The following is a 24,735-nucleotide window of genomic DNA, read 5'->3' as shown; positions in this document are numbered from 1 at the left end:
TTGTTTTTGAAGTGCCAAGTTCTGATTCAGGTAATCAGCGAGAAGGGGTTCAGCATGACGAAGGCGCTCTACACGGCCGAAGCGCACGTGGCCGGAGGACGGAACGGCCGCGGGCGCACCACCGACGGACGGCTGGAACTGGATCTGCGGCAGCCGAAGGAACTGGGCGGGGACGGCGAAGGGGCCAACCCCGAGCAGCTCTTCGCCATCGGCTACGCCGCCTGTTTCGGCGCGACGCTGGCCCTCGTCGGTCAGCGCGGGAAGCTCAAGGCCGACGACGCGGAGATCGACTCGTCGGTGTCGCTGGTCCCGGTCGACGGCGGCCGGTTCGAGCTCGGCGTCGAGCTGCGGGTCGTCCTCCCGTCGGTCACCGGCGACCAGGCGGCCGAACTGGTCAGGACGGCCCACCTGGTCTGCCCGTACTCCAACGCCACCCGCGGCAATGTCGACGTGGCGCTGACGGTCAACGGCACCCGGCTCTGAGCCGCTGCCGGGGGTCTAGACCACCGGCGGGCGGCGGACGTCGTAGAGGTCCCAGTCCAGCTGCCAGAACGCGTCGATGCCGTGCTCGCGGATGAACTTCCGCTCGGTGTCGTGCACCGGGTAACAGCCGGCGATGCTGACCGGCGCGCCGCCGACGTCGATCAGCGTGTACTGGTGCGCGTCGAGGCCCGCGGGCGCCGAAACGGCGAACGCCGTCATCGCCGACTCCGGCGCGATCGGCTGCCCGAAGTCGATGGTGTCGCCGTAGACGAACGGGCAGGTGCCGCGCAGCTGCTCGGCGAGGTAGCCGATGGCCAGCGCCCACACCGGGTCGTCGGACCGGACGCTGATCCACAGCTCCGGTTTCACGCCGTGCCAGTCGGGGTGGTCGGCCAGGGAAAGGCCGTAGGTCGCGCCGGTCAGGTAGCGCGGTTCGGGCTCGTCGGCGTAGACGAACGCGATGACGTCGTCGAGCCCGGCCCGCGTCGACGGGATGGGCTGCAGCCGGGGCTGGGTGGACCCGGTCAGGGTGTCGAGATGGGCGACATACCGCTCGGCACGGCTCGGCATGGCGCGCAGCATACGACCGCCCGGGCGCCGGTGCGGCTCAACCCGTTGGCCCGGGCGCGGCAAGATCGGGCAGGGTGGGGAGCATGCGAGTACTCGTGATCGGCAGCGGAATCGGCGGTGCGGCGACGGCCTGGCACCTTGCGGGCCGCGGCGCGGAAGTGGTCGTGGCGGACGCGGCGCGGCCGGGGACGGCGACCGAGGCCGGCGCCGGCATCGTCAGCCCGTGGACATCGCGGTGGGAAGACGCGGTGTACCCGCTCGCGGCCGCCGCCGGCCGGTACTACCGCGAGTTCGCCGCGGAGCTCGAAGGTTCTTCGTTCGAGGTCGTCGGCGGGATGATCGTGTCGGCCGACGACGCGGAGCTGGCCGAAGCGCACGAGCGGCTGACGTCGCGGGCGGCCGCCGCGCCCGAGATCGGCGAAGTCCGGCGGCTCGATCCGGCGCAGGCCCGCGAGCTGTTCCCGGCGCTGGCACCCGGGCTGGGCGCGGTGCACTTGGCCGGCGCCGGCCGCGTCGACGGGCACCTGCTGCGCCGCGCCCTCCTGGCGGCCGCCGAGCGCCGGGGCGCGAAGTTCGTCGAGGGCGAGGTCGCGTTCCGCGCCGACGGCACGGTGGCGACTCCGGAAGGCCCGCTCGAGGCGGACAGTGTCGTGGTGGCGGCCGGCGCGTGGAGCCGGGAACTGCTGGCACCGCTGGGGATCGACCTGCCGGTGACGCCGCACCGGGGCCAGATCAGCCACTTCGACCTGCCGGGTACGGACACGGCGGCGTGGCCGGTGGTCATGCCGCGCAGCAGCCACTACCTGCTCGCGTTCGGCGGCGGCCGCGTCGTCGCGGGCGCGACGCGCGAGACGGAATCGGGCTTCGACTACCGCGTCACCGCCGCCGGGCAGCGCGAAGTGCTGGAGCAGGCGTTGGCGGTGGCGCCCGGCCTCGCGGACGCGACGCTGGCGGAGACCCGGGTCGGCTTCCGCCCCGGCACGCCGGACGGCCTGCCGATACTGGGCCTGCTCCGGCCGGGGTTGGCGGTGTCGACCGGCTTCGGCGCGGGCGGGCTGACGAACGCGCCGTTCGCGGGGAAGCTCGTCGCGGCGGTGGCGCTGGGCGAGGACCCGGGCTTCGACCTCGGCCCGTTCGCCCCGGACCGGTTCCCGGGTCTCAGCCCTCGGTGACCAGTTCCAGCGCGTGCTCGCCGGTGCGCTCGACCACCAGGCCGGCCTTGGTGATCACCTTCACCAGCTGGTCCACAGTGGAGGGTTCAGCCCGGGTGGCCGCCAGCACGTGCGCCAGGCGGCCTTTGTACGCCTTGTTGAAGTGGCTCACCGTCACGCGCTCGCCGCGGGCGTTCTCCGTGACCACCCGGACCGTCACCGCGTCCGGACGCAGCTTCGCGAACGCCGAGTAGGTGCCCGAGCGCAGGTCGACGACCAGGCCGTCGACCGCCTGCAGCACCGGCTCGAGGACCGGCTTCCACAGCCCGCGGACGGTGCCCAGCGCGGGCAGCGAGTTGCCGCCCGAGAGCCGGTACGCCGGGATCGGGTCGGTCGCCGAGACCACGCCGAACAGCGACGACGTCACCGCCAGCCGCCGGTGCGCCTTCTCCAGTCCCGCCCTGGTGAAGCTCTTCACGTCCAGCGCGTCGTAGAGGACGCCGGTGTAGCGGCGCAGCGCCGGCATCGTCGGCGACGTCCACAGCTGCGCGTTGCGCGTGACCTCCCCGGCCTGCCGCTCGGTGAGGCCCAGCGCCGCGATGCCGGCGGGGACGTCGGCGGCCAGTTCGACCAGCGCGTCGGCGAGCTTCGCGCGCGTCGGGTTCAGCTCGGGGAACGACAGCGCGCCGAGGTCGAGCGGGCCGCCGCGGCCGCCCTCGGCCTTGGTCTCGGAAGGGGGGAGAAGCACCAGCACGCCCCGAGCGTACTGCGCCGATCGTTACCGATCCGGCCGGCAGCCACGGGAACGGGTGCCGGCGAGCGGATCGCTCGGTAATCGGGGTGCACGGGCGCCGCCGTCCGGCTTAGCCTGCCGGGATGGACCTGACCTGGCGCCCGTTGACCCTCGACGACGCTCCCGCCCTCGCGCGGCTGTACGCGGCGGCCGAGGAAGTCGACCGGACGGGTGAGCACTTCAGCGCGGAAGACCTCCGCGACGAGCTGGCCGCCCCCAACGTCGACCTGGCCCGCGCCACCGTCGGCGCCTGGGCGGGCGACCGGCTGGTCGGCTACGGCCTGGCTCGCCGCCGTGACGCCGCCGACCCGGTGCACATGATCCGGATCCAGTCGGTCGTGCACCCGGAGCACCGGAGCGACGCCGTCGGCACTCACCTGGTCGAGTGGTTCGCGCGCACGAGCCGCGAGGTCCACGAGCGCGCCTTCCCCGGCGCGCCGCTCGAACTGCACCACGGCAGTCACCAGAACGAGCGCTGGATCGCCGGCGTTCTCACCCGGGCGGGTTACCGGCACGGCCGGACGATGGTGAACATGCGCGTCGGCCTCGCCGACCTGCCGCCGCAGCCCCCGCTGCCGGACGGTTTCGAAGCGGTGCCGTTCGACTTCGAGTACGACCTCGCGGCCCTCGACGCCCGCAACGACACCTTCGCCGGTCACTGGGGCAGCACGGTCTACGAGCCGGAAGCCTGGCGCCACCTGGTGACGGGTTCGAAGGACTTCCGCCCGGACCTGTCGTTCCTCGTGCTGGACGGCGACAAGGTGCTGGCGTTCGTGCTGAGCCACCACTACGCGTCCGAAACGGAGGCGACGGGCATCCGCGAGCACTACGCCACCTGGGTGGGAACGCGGGCGGCGCTGCGCGGCCGCGGCGTCGCGTCGGGGTTGCTCGGCCACACCCTCCGGGCGGCGAAGGACGCGGGATTCGACCGGTCCGCCTTGAACGTCGACGTCGACAATGCGCACCGCGCACTGGGTGTTTACGAGCGGTGCGGTTATCGCGTCGACGACGAATGGTACGTGTACGTGCTGTCCTGATGGAGCTACAGCGGCGGCCAGCCGAGGTGAAGCTGGTCGTGCGGTCGGCGGCGTGGACCGCCGCCGTCAGTGTTCGACGAGGTTGAGCAGCTCCTCATCTTTTACGTACCTGCGCAGCTGTTCCGCCGCGAGCTTCTTCGCGCGCGGGTAGAACGACGCCGACCCGCCCGCGATGTGCGGGGTGATGACCACACCCGGAACCGTCCACAGTGGATGATCCGCGGGCAGTGGTTCCGGCTCCACGACGTCGAGACCGGCCCGCAGGCGCCCGGCACGGGTCTCCGCGAGCAGGGCGTCCGTGTCGATCGCCGTGCCGCGGCCGACGTTGACGACCAGGGCGTCGTCGGGCAGGGCGGCGAGTTCGTCCGGGCCGATGAGGCCGCGCGTCGCGGGGGTGTCCGGCAGGACCAGCACCACGATGTCGGCTTCGGGCAGCAGCGCGGGCAGTTCGGCGACGCCGTGGACACGGTCATCCGGACGGGAGCGGCTGGCCACCCGCGTCACGACCGCCTCGGCGGCGACGAGCTGACGTTCGATGGCCTGCCCGATCGAGCCGTACCCGACGAGCAGGACCCGGCTGTCGGCCAGCGACCGCGTGTGCTCGCGCGCCCACTCGCCGCGGGTCTGCTGCGCGAACCACCGGGGCAGGTCCCGCTGGGCGGAGTGGATGAGCGCGAGGGCGTGCTCGGCGACGCTCAGGTCGTGCAGCCCGCGCCCGTTCGCGAGGCGCACACCCGCGGGCAGCAGCGGCACGAGCGTCTCGACTCCGGCGGACAGCGACTGCACGACCCGCAGGGAGGGCAGCTCGGCGATGAGCTTCGGCGGCTCCGGCCCCCGGTCGTAGGGCAGCACGTAGAACTCGACATCGCCGAGGTCGGCGGGCGGCGCATCGACACCGTCGTAGTAGGCGGCCTCGACGCCCTCCGGCACCTCGATGTCGGTCCAGGGCAGAAGTACACGAGCGCTCATGCCGCCTTTCTACCCGCTGCACGGCACTCGAGCCGCGCAGGCCGACGACCAGTCACACCGAGCCGGATCGCGGGCCGCCTTGGCGCCGATCCCAGCGCGCCTGCCTGGCTCGGGACGCCCGCGGACCCCCGGCTCGGCGCGGCCTTCGCTCACCACTTGCGGTTGCCGCTCGCTCGTCCAGCCTGCTGCCGCCGCCGGTTCACCGCTTGCCGCCCGGCCTTCGCCCGCCGCCTCGCCTGCCGATCCACCGCCTCCCGGCCTTCCCCTGTCCCCGCAGCTCCTGCTCCCCCCTTCCCCCTCACCTCCGCCGACCCGCACCTCCCTCAGTGCGCGGCCGCCGAGACGCAGAACTCGTTGCCCTCCGGATCGGCCAGCACCGTCCACGCCAAGCCGGGCACCTCGTGCTGCGCCACCTCCTTCGCACCCAACCCCACCAGCCGTTTCACCTCCGCCTCGCGGTCGTCACCGCCGAAGTCGAGGTGCACCCGGTTCTTGCCCGTCCGTGGCTCCGGCACCCGCTGCAGCGCCAGCGGCAGGCCGCCCTCCGGCGGGGTGAGGATCAAGAACTCCCCCTCGTAGTCCTGGGCCACCGCCGTGCCCAGCGCCGCCGTCCAGAACTCCGCCAGACTGCGCGGATCCGCGCAGTCGATCGTGATCATGCCCATGTGGATCGCCATGCCCCGAAGCTAGCGGCCGGCACCGACAAAATCGGGCGCCGAGTAACCCGTTGGAGTCACGGCCGGGGGGTTGACTACCCTGAGCGGGACTTTCCCACCCGCCCAGCGCAGGGAGCCCCGCAGTGATCACCAGGACTTCGTCGTTGTTCCTTCGCACGTTGCGCGAGGATCCGGCGGACGCCGAGGTACCGAGCCACCGGCTCCTGGTACGCGCCGGCTACGTCCGCCGGGTCGCCCCGGGCGGGTACTCCTGGCTGCCGCTGGGCCTGCGGGTGCTGCGCCGCATCGAGGCCGTCGTGCGCGAGGAGATGAACGCCATCGGCGCGCAGGAGATCCAGTTCCCCGCGCTGCTGCCGAAGGAGCCCTACGAGGCCACCGGCCGCTGGACCGAGTACGGCGACGGCCTCTTCCGCCTCAAGGACCGCAAGGGCGCCGACTACCTGCTCGGCCCGACGCACGAGGAGCTCTTCGCGCTCACCGTGAAGGGCGAGTACAGCTCGTACCGCGACTACCCGGTCACGCTGTACCAAATCCAGACGAAGTACCGCGACGAGGCGCGCCCCCGGGCCGGCATCCTGCGCGGCCGCGAGTTCGTCATGAAGGACTCCTACTCCTTCGACCTCGACGACGACGGGCTGGCGCGCTCCTACCAGGCCCACCGCGACGCCTACGTCAAGCTGTTCGACCGGCTCGGCCTCGAGTACGTCGTCGTGAAGGCGACGTCGGGGGCCATGGGCGGCTCGGCGTCCGAGGAGTTCCTCGCGGTCGCCGAGACGGGCGAGGACACCTACGTCCGCAGCACCGAGTCCGGCTACGCGGCGAACGTCGAAGCCGTCGTCACGCCCGCGCCGGCCGCGCAGCCGATCGAGGGCCGCCCCGAGGCGCAGGTGCACCACACGCCGAACACGCCGACCATCGGGACGCTGGTCGACTTCCTCAACAACGCCGGCCTGGGCCGCACGTTCACCGCCGCGGACACGCTGAAGAACGTCATGCTGAAGACGCGTCAGCCGGGCTCGGACGAGTGGACGCTCGTCTGCGTCGCGGTCCCCGGTGACCGCGAAGTGGACATGAAGCGCCTCGAAGCGTCGCTGGACCCGGCCGAGGTCGCGCTGCTCGACGAAGCCGACTTCGCGAAGAACCCGTTCCTGGTCAAGGGCTACATCGGCCCGAAGGCGCTGCAGGACAACGGCGTGCGCTACCTCGCCGACCCGCGGATCGTCCCCGGCAGCGCCTGGGTCACCGGGGCCGACAAGGTCGACCACCACGTCGTGGACCTGCTGGCGGGCCGCGACTTCACCCCGGACGGCACCATCGAGGCCGCCGAGGTCCGCGAAGGCGACGCGTCGCCGGACGGGCACGGCACCCTGGTCGCCGCGCGCGGCATCGAGATCGGGCACATCTTCCAGCTCGGCCGCAAGTACACCGACGCGTTCGAGGTGGACGCGCTCGGCCCCGACTCGAAGCCGATCCGGATCACGATGGGCTCCTACGGCGTCGGCGTCTCGCGGCTGGTCGGCGTGCTCGCCGAGCAGAACCACGACGACCTCGGCCTGATCTGGCCGCGCGTGGTGTCGCCGTTCGACGTGCACATCGTCATCGCGGGCAAGGACGAGACGGTCGCGGCCGGCGCCGAGAAGATCGCCGCCGAGCTGGACGCGGCGGGTCTCGAGATCATCCTCGACGACCGCAAGGCGACCCCGGGCGTCAAGTTCGCCGACGCCGAACTGCTCGGTGTGCCGACCATCCTGGTCGTCGGGCGCGGCCTGGCCAACGGCGTCGTCGAGGTCAAGGACCGGCGGTCCGGCGAGCGCGAGGAGATCGCGGTCGACGCGATCGTCGAGCACCTGGTCAAGCTCGTCCGTTCCTGATCATGGGTTTGTTCTCCCGGCGTTCCGAAGACGCGACACCGGGGTACGAGGACAACGCGGCGCTTCGCGGGTTCGGCGGCTACGAACCCGCGGACGCGCCGCGCGCGCAACCGAAGCGGATCCGGCCGAAGCCGAAGCCGCTGAAGTGGCGGCGGGCGCCGTGGTTCGGCCTGGTGTTCATCGCCCTGGTCGCCGGTGTGCTCAACGCGCTGGGTGTCGGCAAACCACACCCGGCGTCGTCCTCGCCGTCGCCTGCGCCCTTGGTGGCGACGCCTTCACCGCGTGCGGTGGTCCCGGCGGTGGTCGCCGGCTGGCAGTCCGTGGCGGGTCGCGATGGCGCGTACGCCTACGACATCCCGCCGAGTTGGGAGCCGGCGCCTGCCACGCAGCACGGCTGGGACGAAATCAGGCTGGTCACGAGCGCGTTCCTGGGCAAGGACTTCTGCGCCCGCGCCACGTTGGGGGGCGCGGGCGTCACCACGGAGCCATTGGCGGACCCCGAGGCGGCGGCCCGCAAAGCCGCAACGGACCTGTCGGCGGCTGCCTACGGCGGGACGCCCCAGCTGAGCCCGGGTCCGGACGCGCAGGTCACGAAGACCGACGGCACGGCGATCCCCGCCCGGATCGTGGTCGCCGAGGTGACCCCGACGGACACGGGCGAGTGCGCGGCCCGGCACGCTTTGGTGGCGGCGATGGCGTTCGGCGACGGCTCGGGCACGTCCGGCGTGGTGGTGGCGTACGCGGACAGCGACCGCAGCGGGCCTTCGGTGCGGGAAGACTTGGTGCGAATCGTGCGCAGCTACCGGTTCGTCCCGGCGGCGGACCGGAGCACGACGACTCCGCCGCCGACCACATATCGCTAGAGCGGGCGGCTTTCGTGCGCTTCGAGGTCACCGACGATCCAGCCGTGGGGTGAATTCGTCTTCCGCAGCCCCAGCAGGACGCTGATCGCCGCGGACAGCAGGACGGCCGACGACCGCGGCCCGAACGCCTTCCGTTTGGCGCGCTTGCGGCGCGTCGAGTACCGGCCGCTTCCGCTGAGCGCCGGAATTCGGCAGGCTGCCCGGATGAGCGGTGATGCGGAGAGACGGCTCGCGGTGATCCGGGCCTTCGCGTTCGGCGTGCTGGCGACCGCGGGATTCGTTCTCCTCTTCGGGCCGTTGCTGGCCCAAGCCTGGATCTGGCTGGTCCAGCCGCGGGATCCGGACTGGTGGGGCGCCTCCGGGCAGTGGGTGGGCGGCATCGGCACGATCGGCGCCGTCGTGGTCGCGTTGTGGATCGCCATCCGGGACGGCCGGCTCGTGCAGGCGGACCGGCGGGAACGGGACCTGCGCGAGCGGCAGGAGCAGGCCGCCAAGGTCACCGCGTGGATCGAACGGGCCGAGCCCGGTGCCGACGCCGACGGCTACATGGTCGTGTCCAATGCGAACGCCGAAGCGATCAACCACGTCGTCGTTTCGTTCGACCTCGTGCGGAACCTGCCGATGACCGGGTCCACCCTGCACCGCGGGCCGGACATCGAGGACGATGAATACCTCTACGCCATCCTGCCGCCCGGGAAGTGGCGGATGCCGATCCGCGAGGAGTGGCAGCGCCCGGACATGAGCCCGGGGGTGATGCTCGCCTTCACCGACTCGCGGAACGGCCACTGGCTCCGCCTGACCGACGGCCGGCTGGGCCCGAAGGACCAGAACGTCGTCAGCAGGCGGAAGATCCGCTTCCCGCAGCGGATCAGCGTGCCCGAGAGCTACTGACCAGCTTCGCCAGCTGCCGCAGCCGGACGTCCGGCAGGTAGGCCCGGCTCAGCGCCAGCCCGATGCGCGGCAGATCGGCTTCGTCGCGGAAAGCCAGGTACAGCGGGACGTGCCGCGGCTGGAACTTCGCCTTGAACGCGTGCAGGGAACGGAAACCGTAGTACGGCTCCATCACGCGGCCCAGCGACTCCAGCGCCCGGTCCACCGGACGCGCCGGGCCGGAGCTGCTGCGGGCCAGGGGCGCACCCGACAGCGAGACGAACCGCGCCCCTTCGTCGCGGAACGCCAGGCAGGCCGACGCGATGAGGAACTCCATCACCGGGCGGAAGCCGTGGGGGCTGCGGCGCATGACGTCCAGCGTCCAGCCGCCGATCTTGCCGGCGCCCGTGTGGACCGGCAGCCACGACGTCACGCCGTGAACCGTGCCTTCCGCGTCGACCGCCAGGCCGACCCGGGTGGCCGGGTCCATCGCCTCGTCGAGGCCGCCGAGGGTGAAGCCCATCTCCGGCATGGCCTTGCCGGACATCCACTCCTCCGACAGCGCCCGGACCTGCGCCAGGATGGGTTCCGGCTGATCGGCCAGGCGGACCAGCCGGAACTCGATGTCCTGCTTGGCGGCCTTGTTCAGCGCCGACCGGACGTCCTGCCACGCCTTGCCGCGGAACTCGAGGCCGTCGAGGTCGAGCACGTTGTCCTCGGCGACCTGGACGTGCTGCCAGCCCAGCTCGCGCGTCGCCTCGACGGTGGCTTCCGTCGCCGAGAACACGCACGGCACCAGGCCGGAGTTCTCGCACATCACGGTGAACTCGGTGACCGTGGCCGCCGCGGTGCCGTCCGGGGCGATCGGGTCGCCGAGCGCGACCGCGACTCCCGCGTGCCGGCGGTAGGCGAGGTACGACCGGCCGTCGTCGCGGACGAAGTAGGTGTTGCGCGGCCAGGTCGTCATCCAGGACAGCGTGCTGCCGCCGTGCCGCCCCAGGAGCGTGCGGGCCAGCGCCGGCCCCGGGCCCTGCGCGTGGCGCCGCAGCCGGCGTCGCGAAGGCACCCGGAAGGCGTGCCGCGCGGCGATCAGGACGGCCAGCTCGACCGTCCACAGGAGATTGTCGACGAAGAACAGCGGCAGGCCGGCGGTGTCGTAGTCCCCGCCGAAGATGTCGGCCACCCCGACGAGCGTCGCGACGGCGAGGCCTTGCAGCGTCACGAAAGCCGACAGCGCGACGGCCCAGCGCCACGCGACCCGGCTGCCCTTGCGCAGCCCGTTGAGCATCGGCACCACCAGCAGGACCAGGGCACCGAGCTCCGGCGCCGACAGCGAAACGCCTTCGTCGGAGCCGAACGGGCCGTCGCCGGGCACCAGGAACATCACGATCTCGGCGATGGTGAGCAGCAGCAGGCCGGCCACGGCCAGCATCCGCCACTCCCGCAGGTTCGGGGCCACCGGTTCGCCCGCCCGCCGCGTGCCCACCAGGCGCTTGCCGAGCGGGAGCGCCAGCAGCAGCGCGAAGAAGTGCACGAGGTCGGCCAGCGTGCCGACGTAGATGATCGCGACCCCGGCGTACACGCAGAGCCCGGCCCGCAGCCGCAGCGCCCACGGCGGCCGCAGCGCCGCGCTGGCGACCGCCACCGCGGCGAGCGCGCCGCCGGAGAACCCGACGTCGAGACTGCCCGCGACCCGCTCGGCCCACAGCCAGCCGGAGTTGCGGCACAGCGCGAGGAACTGCGTCGCGACGAGCACCGAGACGAACTGGCCGCCGATGGTCACGGCCATCGCACGCCGCGTCCCCAGCTTCCACTCGGCGAAACCGGCGAAGAGCGCGAAGCTGCCGATCATCGGGAGGTAGTACCAAGGGATGACGGCGAAGAACGGCCCGGTGAGCATGGTCCACCACCGGCCCTCTTCCAGCGACGGCAGCCCGTAGGCGACGAACGGGAAGCTCGCGCGGTCTTCGGCGGCGTTCCAGAGCGCCCCGGTCGCGACGGCCAGCACCAGCATGGCGAGCGTGACGCCGCTGGTGAACGGCAGTCGCTGTCTGAGCACCGCGACCGTGCCGCGGATGCGTCCCCCTCCGGCGAGCGTGCTCGCCGCCCCTGCTTCTGTCATGGGGATGAGTCTGTCGAGTTCCCGCCTCCGCGGACATCGGGCATCAGGACGAGATTCCCCCTAGGGGTGTCGTCCCTTCGGCTGAGGGACATCCCCCTCCCGAGGAGGATGTTCAGCCGAGGACGGCCTGGCTGACCGCGTCGGTGTCGGTCAGATCCGGCAGCACGGTGTGCGCGCCCTCGGCCCGCAGTTCCTCGGCGGAGTAGTGCCCGGTGGCCACGGCGACGGAGATCGCGCCGTTGTCCACCGCGGCCCTGACGTCGTTCGGGGTGTCGCCGATGACGACCACGTTCCCGGCGCCGAATTCGGTCCCGTGCTTGGCCGCCGCCAGCGCCACCGCGTGCGGGACCAGGTCCGGGCGGTGCACCGACAGCGTGCCGTAGCCGCCGATCTCCAGGTCGAGGTGCTCGTGCAGGCCGAACGCGGCGAGCTTGTGCCGCGAGATCTCCGGCAGGTTGCCGGTGACGAGCGTCTGGACGACGTCGCCGCGGGCGGCGAACGCGGTCAGCACCTCGGCCGCGCCCGGCAGCGCGCGGGCGGTGTCCGCGAAGGTGGGCATCGCGCGTTCGGACTCCGCCACCAGGGCCTTGAACAGCGCGTGGATCGTCTCTTCCGCGGCTTCGATGCCGTTCGCGGTGAGCAGGTCGGTCGTCGTCGCGAGTTCCGTGCGGCCCCCGAACACCGGGTGGACGCGCAGGGTCGCCCCGGTCGCGGCGGCGAACGCGGTCGCGTACCAGGCCGCGCCCAGTTCGGTGAAGTCCACGAGGGTGTGGTCGATGTCCCAGAGCACCAGCCGCTTCTTCGTCACGAGTCCGAGGCTACCGGTGACTTTATTCAACACGCGTTGACTTCCTGGTGGCCGCGTCGTACCTTGGCTTTAATTCAACAAGTGACGAATAACTGGAGGCAGTGATGACCCGTCCCGCAGGGGTGCTCGCCCTGGTCGCCGCCGTGGCCGGCGCGCTGGTGGCGGTGGTGCTCGGATTCCTCACCTTCGGCGCCCAGGCCACCGTCGCGCCGGACGGCGTTCCGGTCGCCGTCGCCGCACCGCCGGAGATCGCGCAGCGCCTCGCCGCCCACGGCGGCGGCCAGCTCGCCTGGACCGTCGCGACGCCGGCCGAGGCGCGGAAGCTCCTGGAAGACAAGAAGGTCTACGGCGTGCTCGAACTCGGCCCGGGACCGGTCGCGACGGTGGTGACCTCGGGGGCGGTCAACCCAGCCGGCACGCAGGTCGCGCAGCAGGCGCTGACCGGCGCCGCCACCGCACTGGCGGGCGCGCCGAAGCAGGAGGTCCTGCACCCGGTCGGGCTGGCGGGCCGGATCGCACCGCTGGCCGCGAGCGCGCTGGCGTGGATCGGCGCGCTCGTCGCGGGGCTCGCGCTGACCCGGCTCGCGAAGCGGGCCGGCCGCCCGATCGGGGCCGGCGCGCGGTTCGTGCAGATCACCGGCGCCGGGGTGCTGATCACGGCGGTGGTGGCCGGGTTCTTCGCGCTGTGGGATGCGGCGCTGCCGCTGACCGCGGACGTCCTCGGCTTCGTCTTCCTCGCCGCGACGGCGTTCGCGGCGCTGCAGGCCGGGCTGCTACGCCTGCTGGGTCTGCGCGCGATGGCCGTCCTCGCGCCGCTGTACCTGGTCGCGCCCGCGGTGGCCGGGCAGGTGCCGGAGCTGCTGAACCCGGCCTACCGCGCGCTGCTGTGGTCGTGGACGCCGTTCCGGTTCTCCACGGAAGGCCTGCGCAGCCTGCTGCAGGGCGTGCCGGGCGCGCCCGACGTGACGACCGCGCTGTGGGTGCTGGGCGCGCTGCTGGCCGTGGGGCTGCTGGTGACGCTGTGGCCGGGCCGGTCAGCCCGCCAGGAGGCTGAACCGCACCTTGCGGACGGGGTTGTCGAGGTTGGTGTCCACTAGGCAGATCGACTGCCAGGTGCCCAGGGCCAGCACCCCGCCGAGCACCGGGATCGTCGCGTAGGGCGGCACCAGCGCCGGGAGCACGTGGTCACGGCCGTGACCCGGGCTCCCGTGCCGGTGCCGCCAGCGGCCGTCGCGGGGCAGCAGTTCGTCGAGCGCGGTCAGCAGGTCCTCGTCGCTGCCGGCGCCGGTTTCCAGGATGGCCAGCCCGGCGGTGGCGTGCGGGACCCAGACGTGCAGCAGCCCGTCGGCCGCGTCGGCGTCGCGGAGGAAGGACTCGGCTTCGTGGGTGAGGTCGTGGACGACGGCTTCGGAGCCGGTGCGGACCTCGATCTCGGTGGAGTACATGCGGCCCAGCCTAAGGAGCCACGGGCTCCTTCGCGGGTTCGCCGGTCATGGTGAACGCGAACGCCGTCAGCCCGGTGAGGAGCACCGCGCCGGCGAGGTACGGGACGACGGGAGCGAGCTCGTACAGGCCGGTCCCCAGCAACGGCCCGCCCATGAACGCCAGCGCGCTGCTCGAGCCCATGAGCCCGGCGACCGCGCTCTGTTCCTCCCGCTTGGCCAGCAAGGTCGGCGCCGACATGAACCCCGGTGTCGCGAACCCCATCCCGGCGCCGAGCACGGCGACCCCGGCGCCGAGCAGGAGCCCGGTCGGGGCGACGGCCACGACGAGCATCCCGCCGGTCATCACGACCGCGCCGACCCGGATCAGCCGCAGCGGCGTCCAGTTCAGCCGCGGGACGGCCACCACCTGGGCGAGGATGATCATCCCCGCGCCGGCCAGCATGACCAGGCCGGTGACGCGCCCGGTCTCCTGCGTCGCGAGGTCCAGCCGGTCCTGCACCAGGAACCCGATGGTCATCAGGACGATCGCGAGCGCGAGGTACAGGCCGAAGCCGATGGTCAGGAACGGCCACAGGCGCTTGTCGAACGGGCTGACCTTCGCCGTGACCAAGACTTCCCGCTTCGCCGGTTTCGGCAGCGCGAAGGCGATCACGACGGCGATCCCGGCCAGGACGACCGGCGCGGCGTAGATCGGGACGAGCAGGTTTCCGGTGAGGCTCAGCACTCCGCCCAGCGCGGGGCCGACGGCGAGCGCGAGGCCCTGGGCCGCGCCGAACACCGACATGCCCCGCACCCGCTCGGCGGGGCCGTCGGTCACGTCGGCGATGTAGGACTGCGCGGTCACCGGCGTCGCGGCCCAGGCGAGGCCGAACAGGAGGCCGCGGGTGAGCAGGACGGCCGTGAACAGCACCGGCGTGGCGAGGGCCTTCGCCAGGCCGAGCTGGGCCACGAAGGCGAACCCGAACAAGCCGGCCATGGCACCGAGGAGCGAAATCAGCAGGACGGGCCGGTGTCCCCAGCGCGCGGTCCGGCGGCCCCAGAACGGGCTGACCAGCACGACACCCGCACCGCCGACCGCCCACACGGCGCCCAGCGCGAACTCGCTGAACCCGAACTCGCGGGCCAGCGGCGGCAGGATCGGGTTGAGCAGCTGCTGGCCCGCCATCAGGCCGAACACGGCCAGGCAGACGACGAGGACCGGCCGGCTCATGCCACGGCCCGTTCGTGCTCGGTGCCGGTCCGGGACGTGATCGACAGCAGGTCGCCGGGCTCGTCGACGGTCAGCCGGTGCCGGCGGCCCGGCGGGACGAGGCACGACCGCCCCGCGGGCTCGGCCAAGCCCCCTGGACGCAGGTGGAGGAAGGTGCTGAACAGGGCGTAGTTTTCGAACATGTTCCGAAAGTAGCACCGGCCGGCCCGGGCTGTCGAACGGCTTGCGGGCATGATGGGGGAGTGCCCCGCCCTTCCGGCCGCATCGGACGGCCGCCCTCGACGTCCCGCGAGCAGATCCTCGAAGCCGCGCGGGAGATCCTCGACCGGGACGGCCGGGAGAAACTGACGATCCGCCGGCTCGCCGCGGAGCTCGGCGTCGGCGCGACGACGCTGTACCACCACGTCCGCGACAAGGACGACCTGCTGATCCAGCTGCTCGAGCACTACGCGGCGCAGCTGCCGCGGCCCGAGCTGCCGGACGAACCGCGGGAGCGCATCGTCGCCGCCGCGACCCTGATGCACGACTCGCTGGCCGCCCGGCCCGAGATCGCGGAGGTGCTCACGGCCGACGACTTCCTCGGCGAGTCGGCGCTGTGGATGGTCGACGCCATCGTCGGCGGCGCGCTGGGCTGCGGGTGCACCCCCGAGCGGGCCGTCGAGCTGTACCGGAACCTCTGGTACTACACGCTCGGCGAAATCCTGGTCCGCGCTCACGCCGGGCGGCGGGCGGCCCAGGACCGCCCCCGCTACCGCGACCAGGTGTTCGCCGAGCTCGACGGTGCCCGCTTCCCGAACCTCGCCGCCGTCGGCGACCGGTGGCCGGAGCTGAGCGCGCGCGACACCTACCGGGCGGGGCTACGCGCCTTCGTCGACGGGCTGCTCGCTCAGGAGTCCAGGTAGCGCAACACCGCGAGCACCCGGCGGTTGTCCCCTTCGGACGGTGGCAGGCCGAGTTTGCCGAAGATCGACGTCACGTACTTCTCCACGGATCCGGCCGAGAGGAACAGCTCCGCCGCGATCGCGGAGTTCGACCGGCCTTCCGCCATCAGGCCCAGCACTTCGCGCTCCCGCGGGGTGAGCGCGCCGAGCGCGTCGGTCTGGCGCGTCGCCGAGAACAGCTGGCTGACGACTTCGGGGTCGAGGACCGTTTCGCCCTCCGAGACCCGGCGCAGCGCGTCGAGGAAGTCCGACACCTCGGCGACGCGGTCCTTCAGCAGGTAGCCGACGCCGCCCGCGCGGTCGGCCAGCAGCTGGGCCGCGTACTTCGTCTCGACGTACTGGGAGAACAGCAGGATCGCGCACCCCGGGAGCTCGCGGCGCAGCGCGATCGCCGCCCGCAGGCCTTCGTCGGTGTGCGTCGGCGGCATGCGGATGTCCACTATGGACACGTCGGGGGTGTGGGCGGTGATCGCATCCCGCAGCGCGTCGGCGTCCTTCACCGCGGCCAGGACCTCGTGACCCCGGAAGGTCAGCAGCTCGACGAGACCCTGGCGCAGGATGGTCGAGTCCTCCGCGATGACGATCCGCATGCCGTGACCCTAGCGGGGCAGCGGCACCCGCGCGGTCACTTCGGTCGGACCACCCGGCGGGCTCGTGACGGTCAGCTCGCCGTCGACCGTCCGCAGCCGTTCGGCGACGCCGGCCAGCCCGCCGCCCGGCACGATCCGGGCGCCGCCGCGGCCGCTGTCGCGCACTCGCAGCCACAGGACGTCCCGCTCTTCGGTGACCACGACCAGGGTCGTCCCGCCGTGCTTCGCGGCGTTCGTGAGCAGCTCGGCGGCGCTGAAGTAGACGATCGTCTCCAGCGACGGCGGCGGGCGGCGCGGCAGGTCCACCGCCACCCGCGCGTCGATCCCGGACGTCGCGACCAGGGTGGCGAGTGCGACGTCGAGGCCCGCGTCCAGTGCGGCCGGGTGGATGCCGCGGGCGAGGTCCCGCAGCTCGGTCAACGCCTGCTTCGCGTTCGTGTGCGCCGCGGTGACGAGGTCTTTGACCTGCGGCAGGTCCGCGTCCGCCAGCTCGTCCTTGGCCAAGCCGAGCTTCATCGCCAGCGCGACGAGCTGGGCCTGCGCGCCGTCGTGGAGGTCACGCTCGATGCGCCGCAGCCGCAGGGCGGCGTCTTCGACCGCCGTCGCGCGGCTCGCCTCCAGGTCCCGGACCCGTTCGGTCAGCTCGCGCTCGCCGAGCAGCCCGACGATCAGCAGCCGGTCGAGCGCGACGAAGGCGTGCGTCACCCGCGGCAGCGCCACCAGCACCAGCAACCCGGACGCCGACCAGGCCAGCGCGCCCGCCCAGCTGTCGGCGTCGATGGCGAAGACGGGCAGCCGCCGTTCGCCCAGCGGGAACCACAGAAACGAGTACGGCGTCGCGGCGAGGCTGTAGAGCGTCGCGACGAACACCGTGAAGAGCCCGGCAAGGGTCAGCGGCAGGCGGAGGAGCAGGTAGCCGGCGGCGCGCCAGCCCGCCGGATCGCCGACGCGCGCCTTCACCCAGCTCCACAACCCGGGCTTGAGCTCGGGACGGCGCGGGGTGGGCACGCTGACGCCGAGCAGGCCTTTGGCCAGCCCGCGGTGGGCGGCGCCGAGGCCACGGGCGTAGAAGACGGCCCCGGCGAGCACCAGGAACCCGAGCAGGACGGGGGTCAGCCAGAGGCCGAGCGCGAGGACGACGAGGAAGCTGAGCAGCGAGAAGAGCGTCAGCGGGGCGGCGAGCCACAGCCAGAGGTACTCGGCCCGGAAGTCCCGCGCGGCGAGGGGGCCGAACACGCGGCGCAGCAGGGGGGGACGGGGCAGGTCGAGGCTGGTCACGTGCTCAGTCTCGCCGGGGCGGGGGCCGCTGCCCATCCGGTTTTCCCCCTACCGCGGCCCCCGAAAGCCGTGAATGCCACCTTGACGGACGCTCGGTCCCCCGATGTGGCATTCACGGCTTTGGACTGGGGGTCAGGGGACGTCCGGGTCGTCCTCCCGGGCGCGTTGCGCGGCTTCGCGCATCTCGATGACGTCGGTGAGCCAGTCACCCGTCTCCCGGGCGATGTCGCGGATCGCGCCCGTGATGATCGAAGCGATGTTGCCGACGTGCGTCGCGGCCGATTCGGTGATCACCTGCAGGGTGTCCTTGTCTCGTTCGAACTGACCCACCATGTCACCCTCACGCTGCTCGGAGCTGCCGGTCGGGTTCCACGGTAACCGGCGACGGCGAACTCTGCGGGAGAGCCAGCTTCACGATCTTCTTCGCCACCGACCAGAGCTGCTTGCGCAGCGGCCCGGTGTGGTACGGCAGCCCGTACTTCTCGCAGATCGCCCGCACTTCGCCGGCGATCTGCGGGTAGCGGCGCGCCGGGATGTCCGGGAACAGGTGGTGCTCGATCTGGTGCGACAGGTTGCCGCTCAGGATGTGGAACAGCGGGCTACCGCTGATGTTCGCCGAGCCGAGGATCTGGCGCAGGTACCACTGGCCGCGCGACTCCGACGCCGTCTCGTCCTCGGTGAAGCTCTCGACGTCGGCCGGGAAGTGGCCGCAGAAGATGATCGCGAACGCCCACAGGTTGCGGGTCAGGTTCGCCGTCGCGTTGCCGAGGAACGTCAGCGGCGCCAGCGGGCCGGTCAGCAGCGGGAACAGGACGTAGTCCTTGCCGATCTGGCGGCCCGCCTTCCGGACGATCTTCTGCAGCACCGGCACGTTCTCGGCCCAGCTGCGCTCCCCCTTCACCACCCGCTCGATCTCGAGGTCGTGCAGCATGACGCCCCACTGGAAGAAGATCGCCAGCAGCGACGCGTACACCGGGTTGCCGAGGTAGTACGGGTGCCACTTCTGGGCGTCGTCCATCCGGAGGACGCCGTAACCGATGTCGCGGTCCTTGTCGAGGATGTTCGTGTACGTGTGGTGGATGTAGTTGTGCGAGTGCCGCCAGTTCTCCGCCGGCGCCACGGTGTCCCACTCGAAGCGCTGCGAACTCAGCGCCGGGTCGCGCGTCCAGTCGTACTGGCCGTGCATGACGTTGTGGCCGATCTCCATGTTGTCGAGGATCTTGGCCAGCGACAGCGCGCCGACGCCGGCGAGCCACGCCGGCGGGAAGAACCCGGCGAACAGCAACGCCCGTCCGGCGACCTCCAGGCCGCGCTGCTTCTTGATGATGTCGTGGATGTAGTCGACGTCTTCCTGGCCCAGGTCGTCGACGATCCGCTGCCGCAGCGCGTCGAGCTCGCGGCCGAACTCCTCGACCTGTTCCGGGGTCAGGCGATCCTGCAGACCGGTCATGGTGAACTCCCTAAGCGTCGATCTCGACGTCCCCGACCGGGACGGAGATGCAGAGCTGGATTTCTTCGTCTTCTTCGCCGGAGATCTCGCCCGTCTTCGCGTTGCGGACGCGCCCGGCGGTCTTGAGCTGGGTGCAGGAGAAGCAAATGCCCATCCGGCAGCCGTGCTCGGGCGAGAGCCCGGCCTCTTCGGCCTGCTCCAGCAACGGCTTCCCCGAGTTCGCGCACTCGCGGCCGCTGCGCTTGAACCGGACCTGCCCCTCGGCGTTCGCCGTGTCGAAGGTCAGCGCCGGCGGCGTGAACTCTTCGGTGTGCACGCGTTCACCCAGCTCTTCGCGCACGGCGTCCATCAGCGGCTTCGGGCCGCAGACGAACGCCTCCGCGTCGCGGAACCACGGGGCGACCCGCGCCAGGTGTTCCGGTGAGAAGAACCCGTTCAGGTCACCGCCCTGCGCATGGGTGTACGCGTGGACGACCCGCAGCCCGGGGTGCCGGGCGGCGAGCTCGGCCAGTTCGGTGCGGTACAGCGCGTCGGCCGGGCCGTTCGAGTACTGCAGGAACACGATCTCGCCGGCGTGGCCCTCGTCGGCCAGCGTGCGGGCCATGGCGAGGACCGGCGTGATGCCGCTGCCGCCGGCGATCAGCAGCACGCGGTCCGGCCGGGCGGCCGGGAGCGTGAAGGTGCCGTCCGGAGTGGACAGACCGACTACTGCCCCGGCACCGATGCCGCGGTTCAGGTGCCCGGAGACCAGGCCCTGCTCCCTGATCGTGAACTCCAGTTCGCCGTCGTACTGCGAACCGCACGGTGAATAGCAGCGCGTGCGCCGGACGCCGTCGATCTCCACCTGCAGGCGGACGTACTGGCCGGCGGTGAAGCCGGGCCACGCGCGGCTGGGCCGGACGGTGAGGGTGACGCTGTCCGGCGTCTGCTTGCGCACCGCCGTGACCAGCCCGCGGATTTCGCGGCGGACCAGCATCGGGTCGACGAGCTCCAGGTACCGGTCCATCCCGTGCGGCGTCAGCAGCGCCTCGGCCAGCGAGGCGAGACTGCGCACCCGCCGGGGGATGAGCGCCGTCATCGTGGACCTCCTCGGTTACAGTGAACGACTGTACACTCAACAGTGCACTGCAGGAGTAGACGCCCTGTCAACGCGAGACGCGGAGGATGTGACGTGAGCAACGCGGTGGACGCTGTGTTCAGCGGGGCTCCGCCCCGATCCCCGGCAGGGGGCAGGCCCCCTGCACCCCCAAAAGAAGTCCGTACGCTGGACCCCGTGTCCGAACCACTGACGCCGGTGAGCCGCCAGGAGCGCAAACTGCGCACCCGCCAGGCGTTGCTGGACACCGCCCTGGACCTGTTGGCCGCCCGGCCGTTCGCCAGCCTCTCCCTGCGTGAGGTCGCGAAAGGCGCCGGCATCGTGCCGACGGCCTTCTACCGGCACTTCGCGTCGATGGAGGAGCTCGGTGTCGCGCTCGTCGAAGAGGCGACGCGCACGCTGCGCGGCATGATGCGCTCGGCCCGCACCGACCCGGACACCTACCAGGACATGATCCGGGCCTCGGTGGCCACGGTGCACCAATTCGTCCGGGCGAACGAGGACCATTTCCGGTTCCTGACCCGCGAGCGCTACGGCGGCGGCCCGCTCGCCCGCGCGATCGGCGTCGAACTGCGCATGTTCTCCGGCGACCTCGCCATCGACCTCGCCCGGTTCGCGCCGCTGCGGTCGTGGAGCACCGAAGACCTGCACATGCTGGCCGACTTGATCGTTTCCGTGATGCTGACGACCATTGTCGAACTGCTGGAAGCCCGCCCTGGTGAGGACCCGAAAATCACCGGAACGGCGGAAAAACGGCTGCGCCTGATCCTGCTCGGCGTACCGCACTGGAAAACCCGCTGAACGTTTCCTTCCCGGCACTCGTATCTTCTGGCACAACCGCGAGACTTGCGACCCACGTCACTGGGGACTGTCGGTCCGGCGTGGTACAACCCTCGGATCGTGCCTCGCCGATGAGGAGGTCGTGTGACGGACAGCGAACAGAGTCAGCAGCTCACCGTGGGTGTGGTGGCCGAATCACGCCCCGGGGAGCGGCGGGTGGCCATGGTGCCCAAGCTCGTGGGACGGCTGGTGCAGCGCGGGCTGCGCGTCGTCGTAGAGCCGGGCGCCGGATCCGGTGCGCACCTGAGTGACGACGCGTACACCCAGGCGGGCGCCGAACTCGGCGACGCGTGGGGCGCCCCGATCGTCGTGAAGGTCAACCCGCCCTCGCCCGAGGAAGTCGCGAAGCTGAGCCGGGGCGCCGTGCTCGTCGGTTTCCTCGACCCGCGCGGCAACCCGGACGGGCTCACGAAACTCGAAGAAGCGGGCCTGCGCGCGTTCGCGATGGAGGCGGTTCCGCGGATCTCCCGGGCGCAGGCGATGGACGCGCTGTCGTCGCAGGCCAGCATCGGCGGCTACCGCGCGGTGCTGCTCGCCGCCCAGAAGCTCCCGCGGTTCTTCCCGATGCTCACCACGGCGGCCGGCACCGTCCCGCCGGCCAAGGTGCTGGTGCTCGGCGCCGGCGTCGCCGGGCTCCAGGCACTGGCCACGGCGAAACGGCTGGGCGCGCAGACCACCGGCTACGACGTGCGGCCCGAGGTCGGCGAGCAGGTCAAGTCGCTCGGCGCGCAGTTCCTCGACCTCGGCATCGAGGCGGTCGGCGAAGGCGGGTACGCCCGCGAGCTGACGCCGGAGGAGCGCGAGGAACAGCAGCGGCGGCTCACCGAGGCCATCACGAAGTTCGACGTCGTGATCACCACGGCGCTGGTGCCGGGCCGCAAGGCACCGACGCTGGTCACCGCGGACGCCGTGAAGGGCATGCCGGCCGGGTCGGTCGTCGTCGACCTCGCCGGCGAGACCGGCGGCAACTGCGAACTGACCAAGCCGGGCGAGGACGTCGTGGAGCACGACGTCACCATCTCGGCCCCGCTGAACCTGCCCGCCGAAATGCCTTCGCACGCCAGCGAGCTCTACGCCCGCAACGTCACCGAGCTGCTGGAGCTGCTGGTGACGAAGGACGGCGAGCTGAAGCTGGACTTCGAAGACGAAATCGTCGCCGGTGCCTGCGTGGCCGGGCGCGAAGGGAGCGCGACGTGAGCCCACTTGTGCAGAACCTGGCGGTGCTGGTGCTCGCCGGGTTCGTCGGCTTCGCCGTCATCTCGAAGGTGCCCAACACCCTGCACACGCCGCTGATGTCCGGCACCAACGCCATCCACGGCATCGTGCTGCTGGGTGGCCTGATCGTGCTCGGCCTCGGTGTCGACGGCGTGTTCAACAAGATCCTGCTGGTGATCGCGATCGCCTTCGGCACGATCAACGTCGTCGGCGGTTTCCTGGTCACCGACCGGATGCTGTCGATGTTCAAGGCCAAGAAACCCGTCGCCGGTGAGGAGGACGAGAAGTGACCGACTTCGTCGCGATCCTCTACATCATCGCGTTCGCCCTCTTCATCTACGGCCTGATGGGCCTGACCGGCCCGCGCACCGCGGTCCGCGGCAACTGGATCGCCGCGGTCGGCATGGGCATCGCGGTGATCGCCACCCTGCTCACGCCGGGCATGGGCAACTGGCTGCTCATCGTCCTCGGCGTCGCGATCGGCGCGGTGGTCGGCGTGCCGTCCGCGCGCAAGGTCAAGATGACGGCGATGCCGCAGATGGTGGCCCTGTTCAACGGCGTCGGCGGCGGCGCGGTCGCGCTCATCGCGTGGGTCGAGTTCCGCTCGACCGGCGGCTACGCGCACGAACCGGTGTACATCGCGATCGCGTCGCTGTTCGCGGCGATCATCGGGTCGATCTCCTTCTGGGGCTCGAACGTCGCGTTCGGCAAGCTGCAGGAGCTGATCAGCGGCCGGCCGATCACCATGGGCAAGCTGCAGCAGCCGGTCAACGCGCTGCTGTTGCTCGTCGCGCTGGCGTGCGCGGTGCTCATCGTCACCGGCGGCGACAACGGGTGGCTGATGATCGGGCTGCTCGTCGCCGCGGGCGTCCTCGGCCTCACCGTCGTGCTGCCGATCGGCGGCGCGGACATGCCGGTGGTGATTTCGCTGCTCAACGCGTTCACCGGGCTGTCGGCCGCGGCGATGGGCCTGGCGCTGGACAACACGGCGCTGATCGTGGCCGGCATGATCGTCGGCGCGTCCGGTTCGATCCTGACCAACCTGATGGCCAAGGCGATGAACCGGTCCATCCCGGCGATCGTCGCGGGCGGTTTCGGCGGCGGGCCGGCGATCGCGGCCGGCGGCGGGACGAAGGAAGCCCGTCCGGTGCGTTCGACGAGCGCGGCCGACACCGCGATCCAGATGGCGTACGCCAGCAAGGTCGTCGTGGTGCCCGGCTACGGCATGGCCGTGGCGCAGGCGCAGCACACCGTCCGCGAGATGGCGAAGCTGCTGGAGAAGAAGGGCATCACCGTCGCGTACGCGATCCACCCGGTCGCCGGCCGGATGCCCGGGCACATGAACGTGCTGCTCGCCGAGGCCGACGTGCCGTACGAGCAGCTCAAGGAGATGGACGAGATCAACTCCGAGTTCGCCCAGACCGACGTCGCGCTGGTGATCGGCGCGAACGACGTCACCAACCCGGCCGCGCAGACCGACCCGAGCTCGCCGATCTACGGGATGCCGATCCTCAAGGTCAACGAGAGCCGGTCCGTGATCGTCTTGAAACGCGGGATGGCCTCCGGCTTCGCCGGGATCGACAACGACCTGTTCTACGATCCGAAGACCAGCATGCTCTTCGGGGACGCCAAGTCGTCGGTGGGCGAGATCGTGGAGGAACTCAAGGCGCTATGACGACCGGGTCGGATGTGCGTGCGGCGTTCACGGATCCGGCCGAAAACCTCGCTTTCGACGAAGCTCTCCTCCGGGTTGCGCCCGAGTCACCGGTGCTGTGGCTCTGGCGCAACCCGGTTTGCGTCGTGGTGGGGCGCGGGCAGCGGATCGCGCGCGAGGTGCGCGTCGACGAGTGCGTCCGCGACGGCGTCCCGGTGCTGCGGCGGGCCAGCGGTGGCGGCACGGTGTTCCACGACCCCGGCAACCTCAACGTCACCCTCGTCCTGCCCGGCCCGGCCGACCGGCCCCTGGAGGCGCTCGGCCAGGTGATGAGCGCCGCCGTCGACCAGCTCGGGCTGGTCCCGCGGATCGGCGACCGCGGGCTGTTCGTCGGCGACGCGAAACTGTGCGGGTTCGCCGTGTTCCGCACCAAGACCGGGCTGCTCGCCCACTCGACGCTGCTGGTCGAGACGGCCGCCGGCCTCGTCGGCCGCTACCTGACCGGCGCGCCGCCGGACCCGCGGCCGCTCGACTCCCACCGCAGCCCGGTGGCGTCGCTGGCCGAGCACGGCCTGCGGCCCGGGTTCCCGGCGGTCGAGGCGGCGGTGCGGGCGGCGGCGTCGCAGCTGCTCGGCACGCTCGTGCCCCGTCCGCCGTCCGCGGCCGAGCTGGCGCGGCAGCGGGCGTTGCTGCACACCCGCTACCGCTACCCCTCCTGGCACGCCGACGGCGCGCAGCGCGCGGCCTGACGGAACGAAAGCGGCACTTTCACGTGAAAGTGCCGCCCTTGTCCACTGTGGAC

At 71.7% G+C, this 24,735-nt stretch carries 27 protein-coding genes; 13 read left to right on the top strand and 14 right to left on the bottom strand.

Features of this window, described 5'->3' with window-relative positions:
- Positions 1-54: 54 nt before the first annotated feature.
- Positions 55-483: an organic hydroperoxide resistance protein gene (locus tag AB0M80_RS26305; protein ID WP_364570029.1), complete on the top strand. Its 429-nt coding sequence runs from the start codon at positions 55-57 to the stop codon at positions 481-483.
- Between the two features lie 15 nt (positions 484-498).
- On the opposite strand, the gene AB0M80_RS26300 is transcribed toward AB0M80_RS26305, so the two are convergent.
- Entirely contained in the window at positions 499-1,053 is a 555-nt protein-coding gene (locus tag AB0M80_RS26300; RefSeq protein WP_364570026.1) for a suppressor of fused domain protein, read from the bottom strand.
- 83 nt (positions 1,054-1,136) lie between these two features.
- Here AB0M80_RS26300 and AB0M80_RS26295 point away from each other — a divergent pair, with 83 nt between their 5' ends.
- Positions 1,137-2,225, top strand: a complete 1,089-nt coding sequence (locus tag AB0M80_RS26295; RefSeq protein WP_364570023.1) for an FAD-dependent oxidoreductase — start codon at positions 1,137-1,139, stop codon at positions 2,223-2,225.
- On the opposite strand, the gene yaaA is transcribed toward AB0M80_RS26295, so the two are convergent.
- The gene (gene yaaA / locus AB0M80_RS26290) at positions 2,212-2,958 is read right to left on the bottom strand and encodes a peroxide stress protein YaaA (RefSeq protein WP_364570021.1); all 747 of its coding nucleotides are present in this window, start codon (positions 2,956-2,958) and stop codon (positions 2,212-2,214) included. The genes AB0M80_RS26295 and yaaA overlap by 14 nt on opposite strands.
- A gap of 122 nt (positions 2,959-3,080) precedes the next feature.
- On the opposite strand from yaaA, the gene AB0M80_RS26285 reads away from it, so the two are divergent.
- Entirely contained in the window at positions 3,081-4,034 is a 954-nt protein-coding gene (locus AB0M80_RS26285) for a GNAT family N-acetyltransferase (protein ID WP_364570018.1), read from the top strand.
- A gap of 66 nt (positions 4,035-4,100) precedes the next feature.
- On the opposite strand, the gene AB0M80_RS26280 is transcribed toward AB0M80_RS26285, so the two are convergent.
- Positions 4,101-5,003 carry a 2-hydroxyacid dehydrogenase gene (locus AB0M80_RS26280; protein ID WP_364570015.1) on the bottom strand — a complete coding sequence of 301 codons (903 nt, stop codon included), beginning with the start codon at positions 5,001-5,003 and terminating at the stop codon, positions 4,101-4,103.
- 323 nt (positions 5,004-5,326) lie between these two features.
- Positions 5,327-5,680, bottom strand: coding sequence for a VOC family protein (locus AB0M80_RS26275; RefSeq protein WP_364570012.1), 354 nt, complete (start codon positions 5,678-5,680; stop codon positions 5,327-5,329).
- A 122-nt stretch (positions 5,681-5,802) separates the two neighbouring features.
- On the opposite strand from AB0M80_RS26275, the gene AB0M80_RS26270 reads away from it, so the two are divergent.
- The 3 genes from AB0M80_RS26270 to AB0M80_RS26260 all read left to right on the top strand — a co-directional run bounded on the left by AB0M80_RS26270 (position 5,803) and on the right by AB0M80_RS26260 (position 9,305).
- Positions 5,803-7,551 carry a proline--tRNA ligase gene (locus tag AB0M80_RS26270; RefSeq protein WP_364570009.1) on the top strand — a complete coding sequence of 583 codons (1,749 nt, stop codon included), beginning with the start codon at positions 5,803-5,805 and terminating at the stop codon, positions 7,549-7,551.
- A gap of 2 nt (positions 7,552-7,553) precedes the next feature.
- The gene (locus tag AB0M80_RS26265; protein WP_364570005.1) at positions 7,554-8,414 is read left to right on the top strand and encodes a hypothetical protein; all 861 of its coding nucleotides are present in this window, start codon (positions 7,554-7,556) and stop codon (positions 8,412-8,414) included.
- A 204-nt stretch (positions 8,415-8,618) separates the two neighbouring features.
- Positions 8,619-9,305, top strand: coding sequence for a hypothetical protein (locus AB0M80_RS26260; protein WP_364570003.1), 687 nt, complete (start codon positions 8,619-8,621; stop codon positions 9,303-9,305).
- Here AB0M80_RS26260 and AB0M80_RS26255 read toward each other — a convergent pair.
- Positions 9,283-11,406 (bottom strand): DUF2156 domain-containing protein, encoded by a 2,124-nt coding sequence (locus AB0M80_RS26255; RefSeq protein WP_364570001.1) that lies wholly within the window; start codon positions 11,404-11,406, stop codon positions 9,283-9,285. The two genes, AB0M80_RS26260 and AB0M80_RS26255, sit on opposite strands and share 23 nt — an antisense overlap.
- A gap of 112 nt (positions 11,407-11,518) precedes the next feature.
- The gene (locus AB0M80_RS26250; protein WP_364569998.1) at positions 11,519-12,214 is read right to left on the bottom strand and encodes a haloacid dehalogenase-like hydrolase; all 696 of its coding nucleotides are present in this window, start codon (positions 12,212-12,214) and stop codon (positions 11,519-11,521) included.
- 104 nt (positions 12,215-12,318) lie between these two features.
- Between AB0M80_RS26250 and AB0M80_RS26245 the strand changes: the two genes are divergently transcribed.
- A complete protein-coding gene (locus AB0M80_RS26245; protein ID WP_364569995.1) occupies positions 12,319-13,311 on the top strand; it encodes an ABC transporter permease in 993 nt (330 codons plus the stop codon).
- On the opposite strand, the gene AB0M80_RS26240 is transcribed toward AB0M80_RS26245, so the two are convergent.
- Genes AB0M80_RS26240 through AB0M80_RS26230 form a run of 3 tightly spaced genes read right to left on the bottom strand, consistent with a single transcriptional unit; the run spans position 13,249 to position 15,051 of the window.
- Positions 13,249-13,659: a secondary thiamine-phosphate synthase enzyme YjbQ gene (locus tag AB0M80_RS26240; RefSeq protein WP_364569992.1), complete on the bottom strand. Its 411-nt coding sequence runs from the start codon at positions 13,657-13,659 to the stop codon at positions 13,249-13,251. The genes AB0M80_RS26245 and AB0M80_RS26240 overlap by 63 nt on opposite strands.
- A 10-nt stretch (positions 13,660-13,669) precedes the next feature.
- Entirely contained in the window at positions 13,670-14,869 is a 1,200-nt protein-coding gene (locus AB0M80_RS26235) for an MFS transporter (protein ID WP_364569989.1), read from the bottom strand.
- Positions 14,866-15,051, bottom strand: coding sequence for a hypothetical protein (locus AB0M80_RS26230; RefSeq protein ID WP_364569988.1), 186 nt, complete (start codon positions 15,049-15,051; stop codon positions 14,866-14,868). The genes AB0M80_RS26235 and AB0M80_RS26230 overlap by 4 nt, the downstream gene beginning before the upstream one ends.
- Positions 15,052-15,111: 60 nt before the next feature.
- Here AB0M80_RS26230 and AB0M80_RS26225 point away from each other — a divergent pair, with 60 nt between their 5' ends.
- On the top strand, positions 15,112-15,771 hold the full coding sequence (locus AB0M80_RS26225; protein ID WP_364569985.1) for a TetR/AcrR family transcriptional regulator: 660 nt from the start codon (positions 15,112-15,114) through the stop codon (positions 15,769-15,771).
- On the opposite strand, the gene AB0M80_RS26220 is transcribed toward AB0M80_RS26225, so the two are convergent.
- The 5 genes from AB0M80_RS26220 to AB0M80_RS26200 all read right to left on the bottom strand — a co-directional run bounded on the left by AB0M80_RS26220 (position 15,756) and on the right by AB0M80_RS26200 (position 20,206).
- Entirely contained in the window at positions 15,756-16,400 is a 645-nt protein-coding gene (locus AB0M80_RS26220) for a response regulator transcription factor (RefSeq protein ID WP_364569983.1), read from the bottom strand. The genes AB0M80_RS26225 and AB0M80_RS26220 overlap by 16 nt on opposite strands.
- 9 nt (positions 16,401-16,409) lie before the next feature.
- Positions 16,410-17,678, bottom strand: coding sequence for a sensor domain-containing protein (locus AB0M80_RS26215; RefSeq protein WP_364569980.1), 1,269 nt, complete (start codon positions 17,676-17,678; stop codon positions 16,410-16,412).
- 132 nt (positions 17,679-17,810) lie between these two features.
- Positions 17,811-18,011: a hypothetical protein gene (locus AB0M80_RS26210; RefSeq protein WP_364569977.1), complete on the bottom strand. Its 201-nt coding sequence runs from the start codon at positions 18,009-18,011 to the stop codon at positions 17,811-17,813.
- 7 nt (positions 18,012-18,018) lie between these two features.
- Positions 18,019-19,128, bottom strand: coding sequence for an acyl-CoA desaturase (locus AB0M80_RS26205; protein WP_364569974.1), 1,110 nt, complete (start codon positions 19,126-19,128; stop codon positions 18,019-18,021).
- Positions 19,129-19,138: 10 nt separating this feature from the next.
- Positions 19,139-20,206: an FAD-binding oxidoreductase gene (locus AB0M80_RS26200; RefSeq protein WP_364569971.1), complete on the bottom strand. Its 1,068-nt coding sequence runs from the start codon at positions 20,204-20,206 to the stop codon at positions 19,139-19,141.
- Positions 20,207-20,401: 195 nt separating this feature from the next.
- Here AB0M80_RS26200 and AB0M80_RS26195 point away from each other — a divergent pair, with 195 nt between their 5' ends.
- The 5 genes from AB0M80_RS26195 (at position 20,402) to AB0M80_RS26175 (ending at position 24,682) form a co-directional block, all read left to right on the top strand.
- Complete coding sequence (locus AB0M80_RS26195; protein ID WP_364569968.1) at positions 20,402-21,025, top strand: TetR family transcriptional regulator; 624 nt, start codon at positions 20,402-20,404, stop codon at positions 21,023-21,025.
- A 123-nt stretch (positions 21,026-21,148) separates the two neighbouring features.
- Positions 21,149-22,261 (top strand): Re/Si-specific NAD(P)(+) transhydrogenase subunit alpha, encoded by a 1,113-nt coding sequence (locus AB0M80_RS26190; protein WP_364569965.1) that lies wholly within the window; start codon positions 21,149-21,151, stop codon positions 22,259-22,261.
- Positions 22,258-22,569, top strand: coding sequence for an NAD(P) transhydrogenase subunit alpha (locus AB0M80_RS26185; protein WP_364569962.1), 312 nt, complete (start codon positions 22,258-22,260; stop codon positions 22,567-22,569). Before AB0M80_RS26190 ends, AB0M80_RS26185 begins: the two co-directional genes overlap by 4 nt.
- On the top strand, positions 22,566-23,954 hold the full coding sequence (locus tag AB0M80_RS26180) for an NAD(P)(+) transhydrogenase (Re/Si-specific) subunit beta (RefSeq protein ID WP_364569959.1): 1,389 nt from the start codon (positions 22,566-22,568) through the stop codon (positions 23,952-23,954). Before AB0M80_RS26185 ends, AB0M80_RS26180 begins: the two co-directional genes overlap by 4 nt.
- Entirely contained in the window at positions 23,951-24,682 is a 732-nt protein-coding gene (locus AB0M80_RS26175; RefSeq protein ID WP_364569956.1) for a lipoate--protein ligase family protein, read from the top strand. The genes AB0M80_RS26180 and AB0M80_RS26175 overlap by 4 nt, the downstream gene beginning before the upstream one ends.
- Positions 24,683-24,735 lie beyond the last annotated feature (53 nt).

It is taken from the genome of Amycolatopsis sp. NPDC051045, from assembly GCF_040682955.1.
Classification (GTDB): Bacteria; Actinomycetota; Actinomycetes; order Mycobacteriales; family Pseudonocardiaceae; genus Amycolatopsis.
Note: the sequence above shows the minus strand (reverse complement) of the source record. Positions and strands in the feature narration are given on the sequence as shown.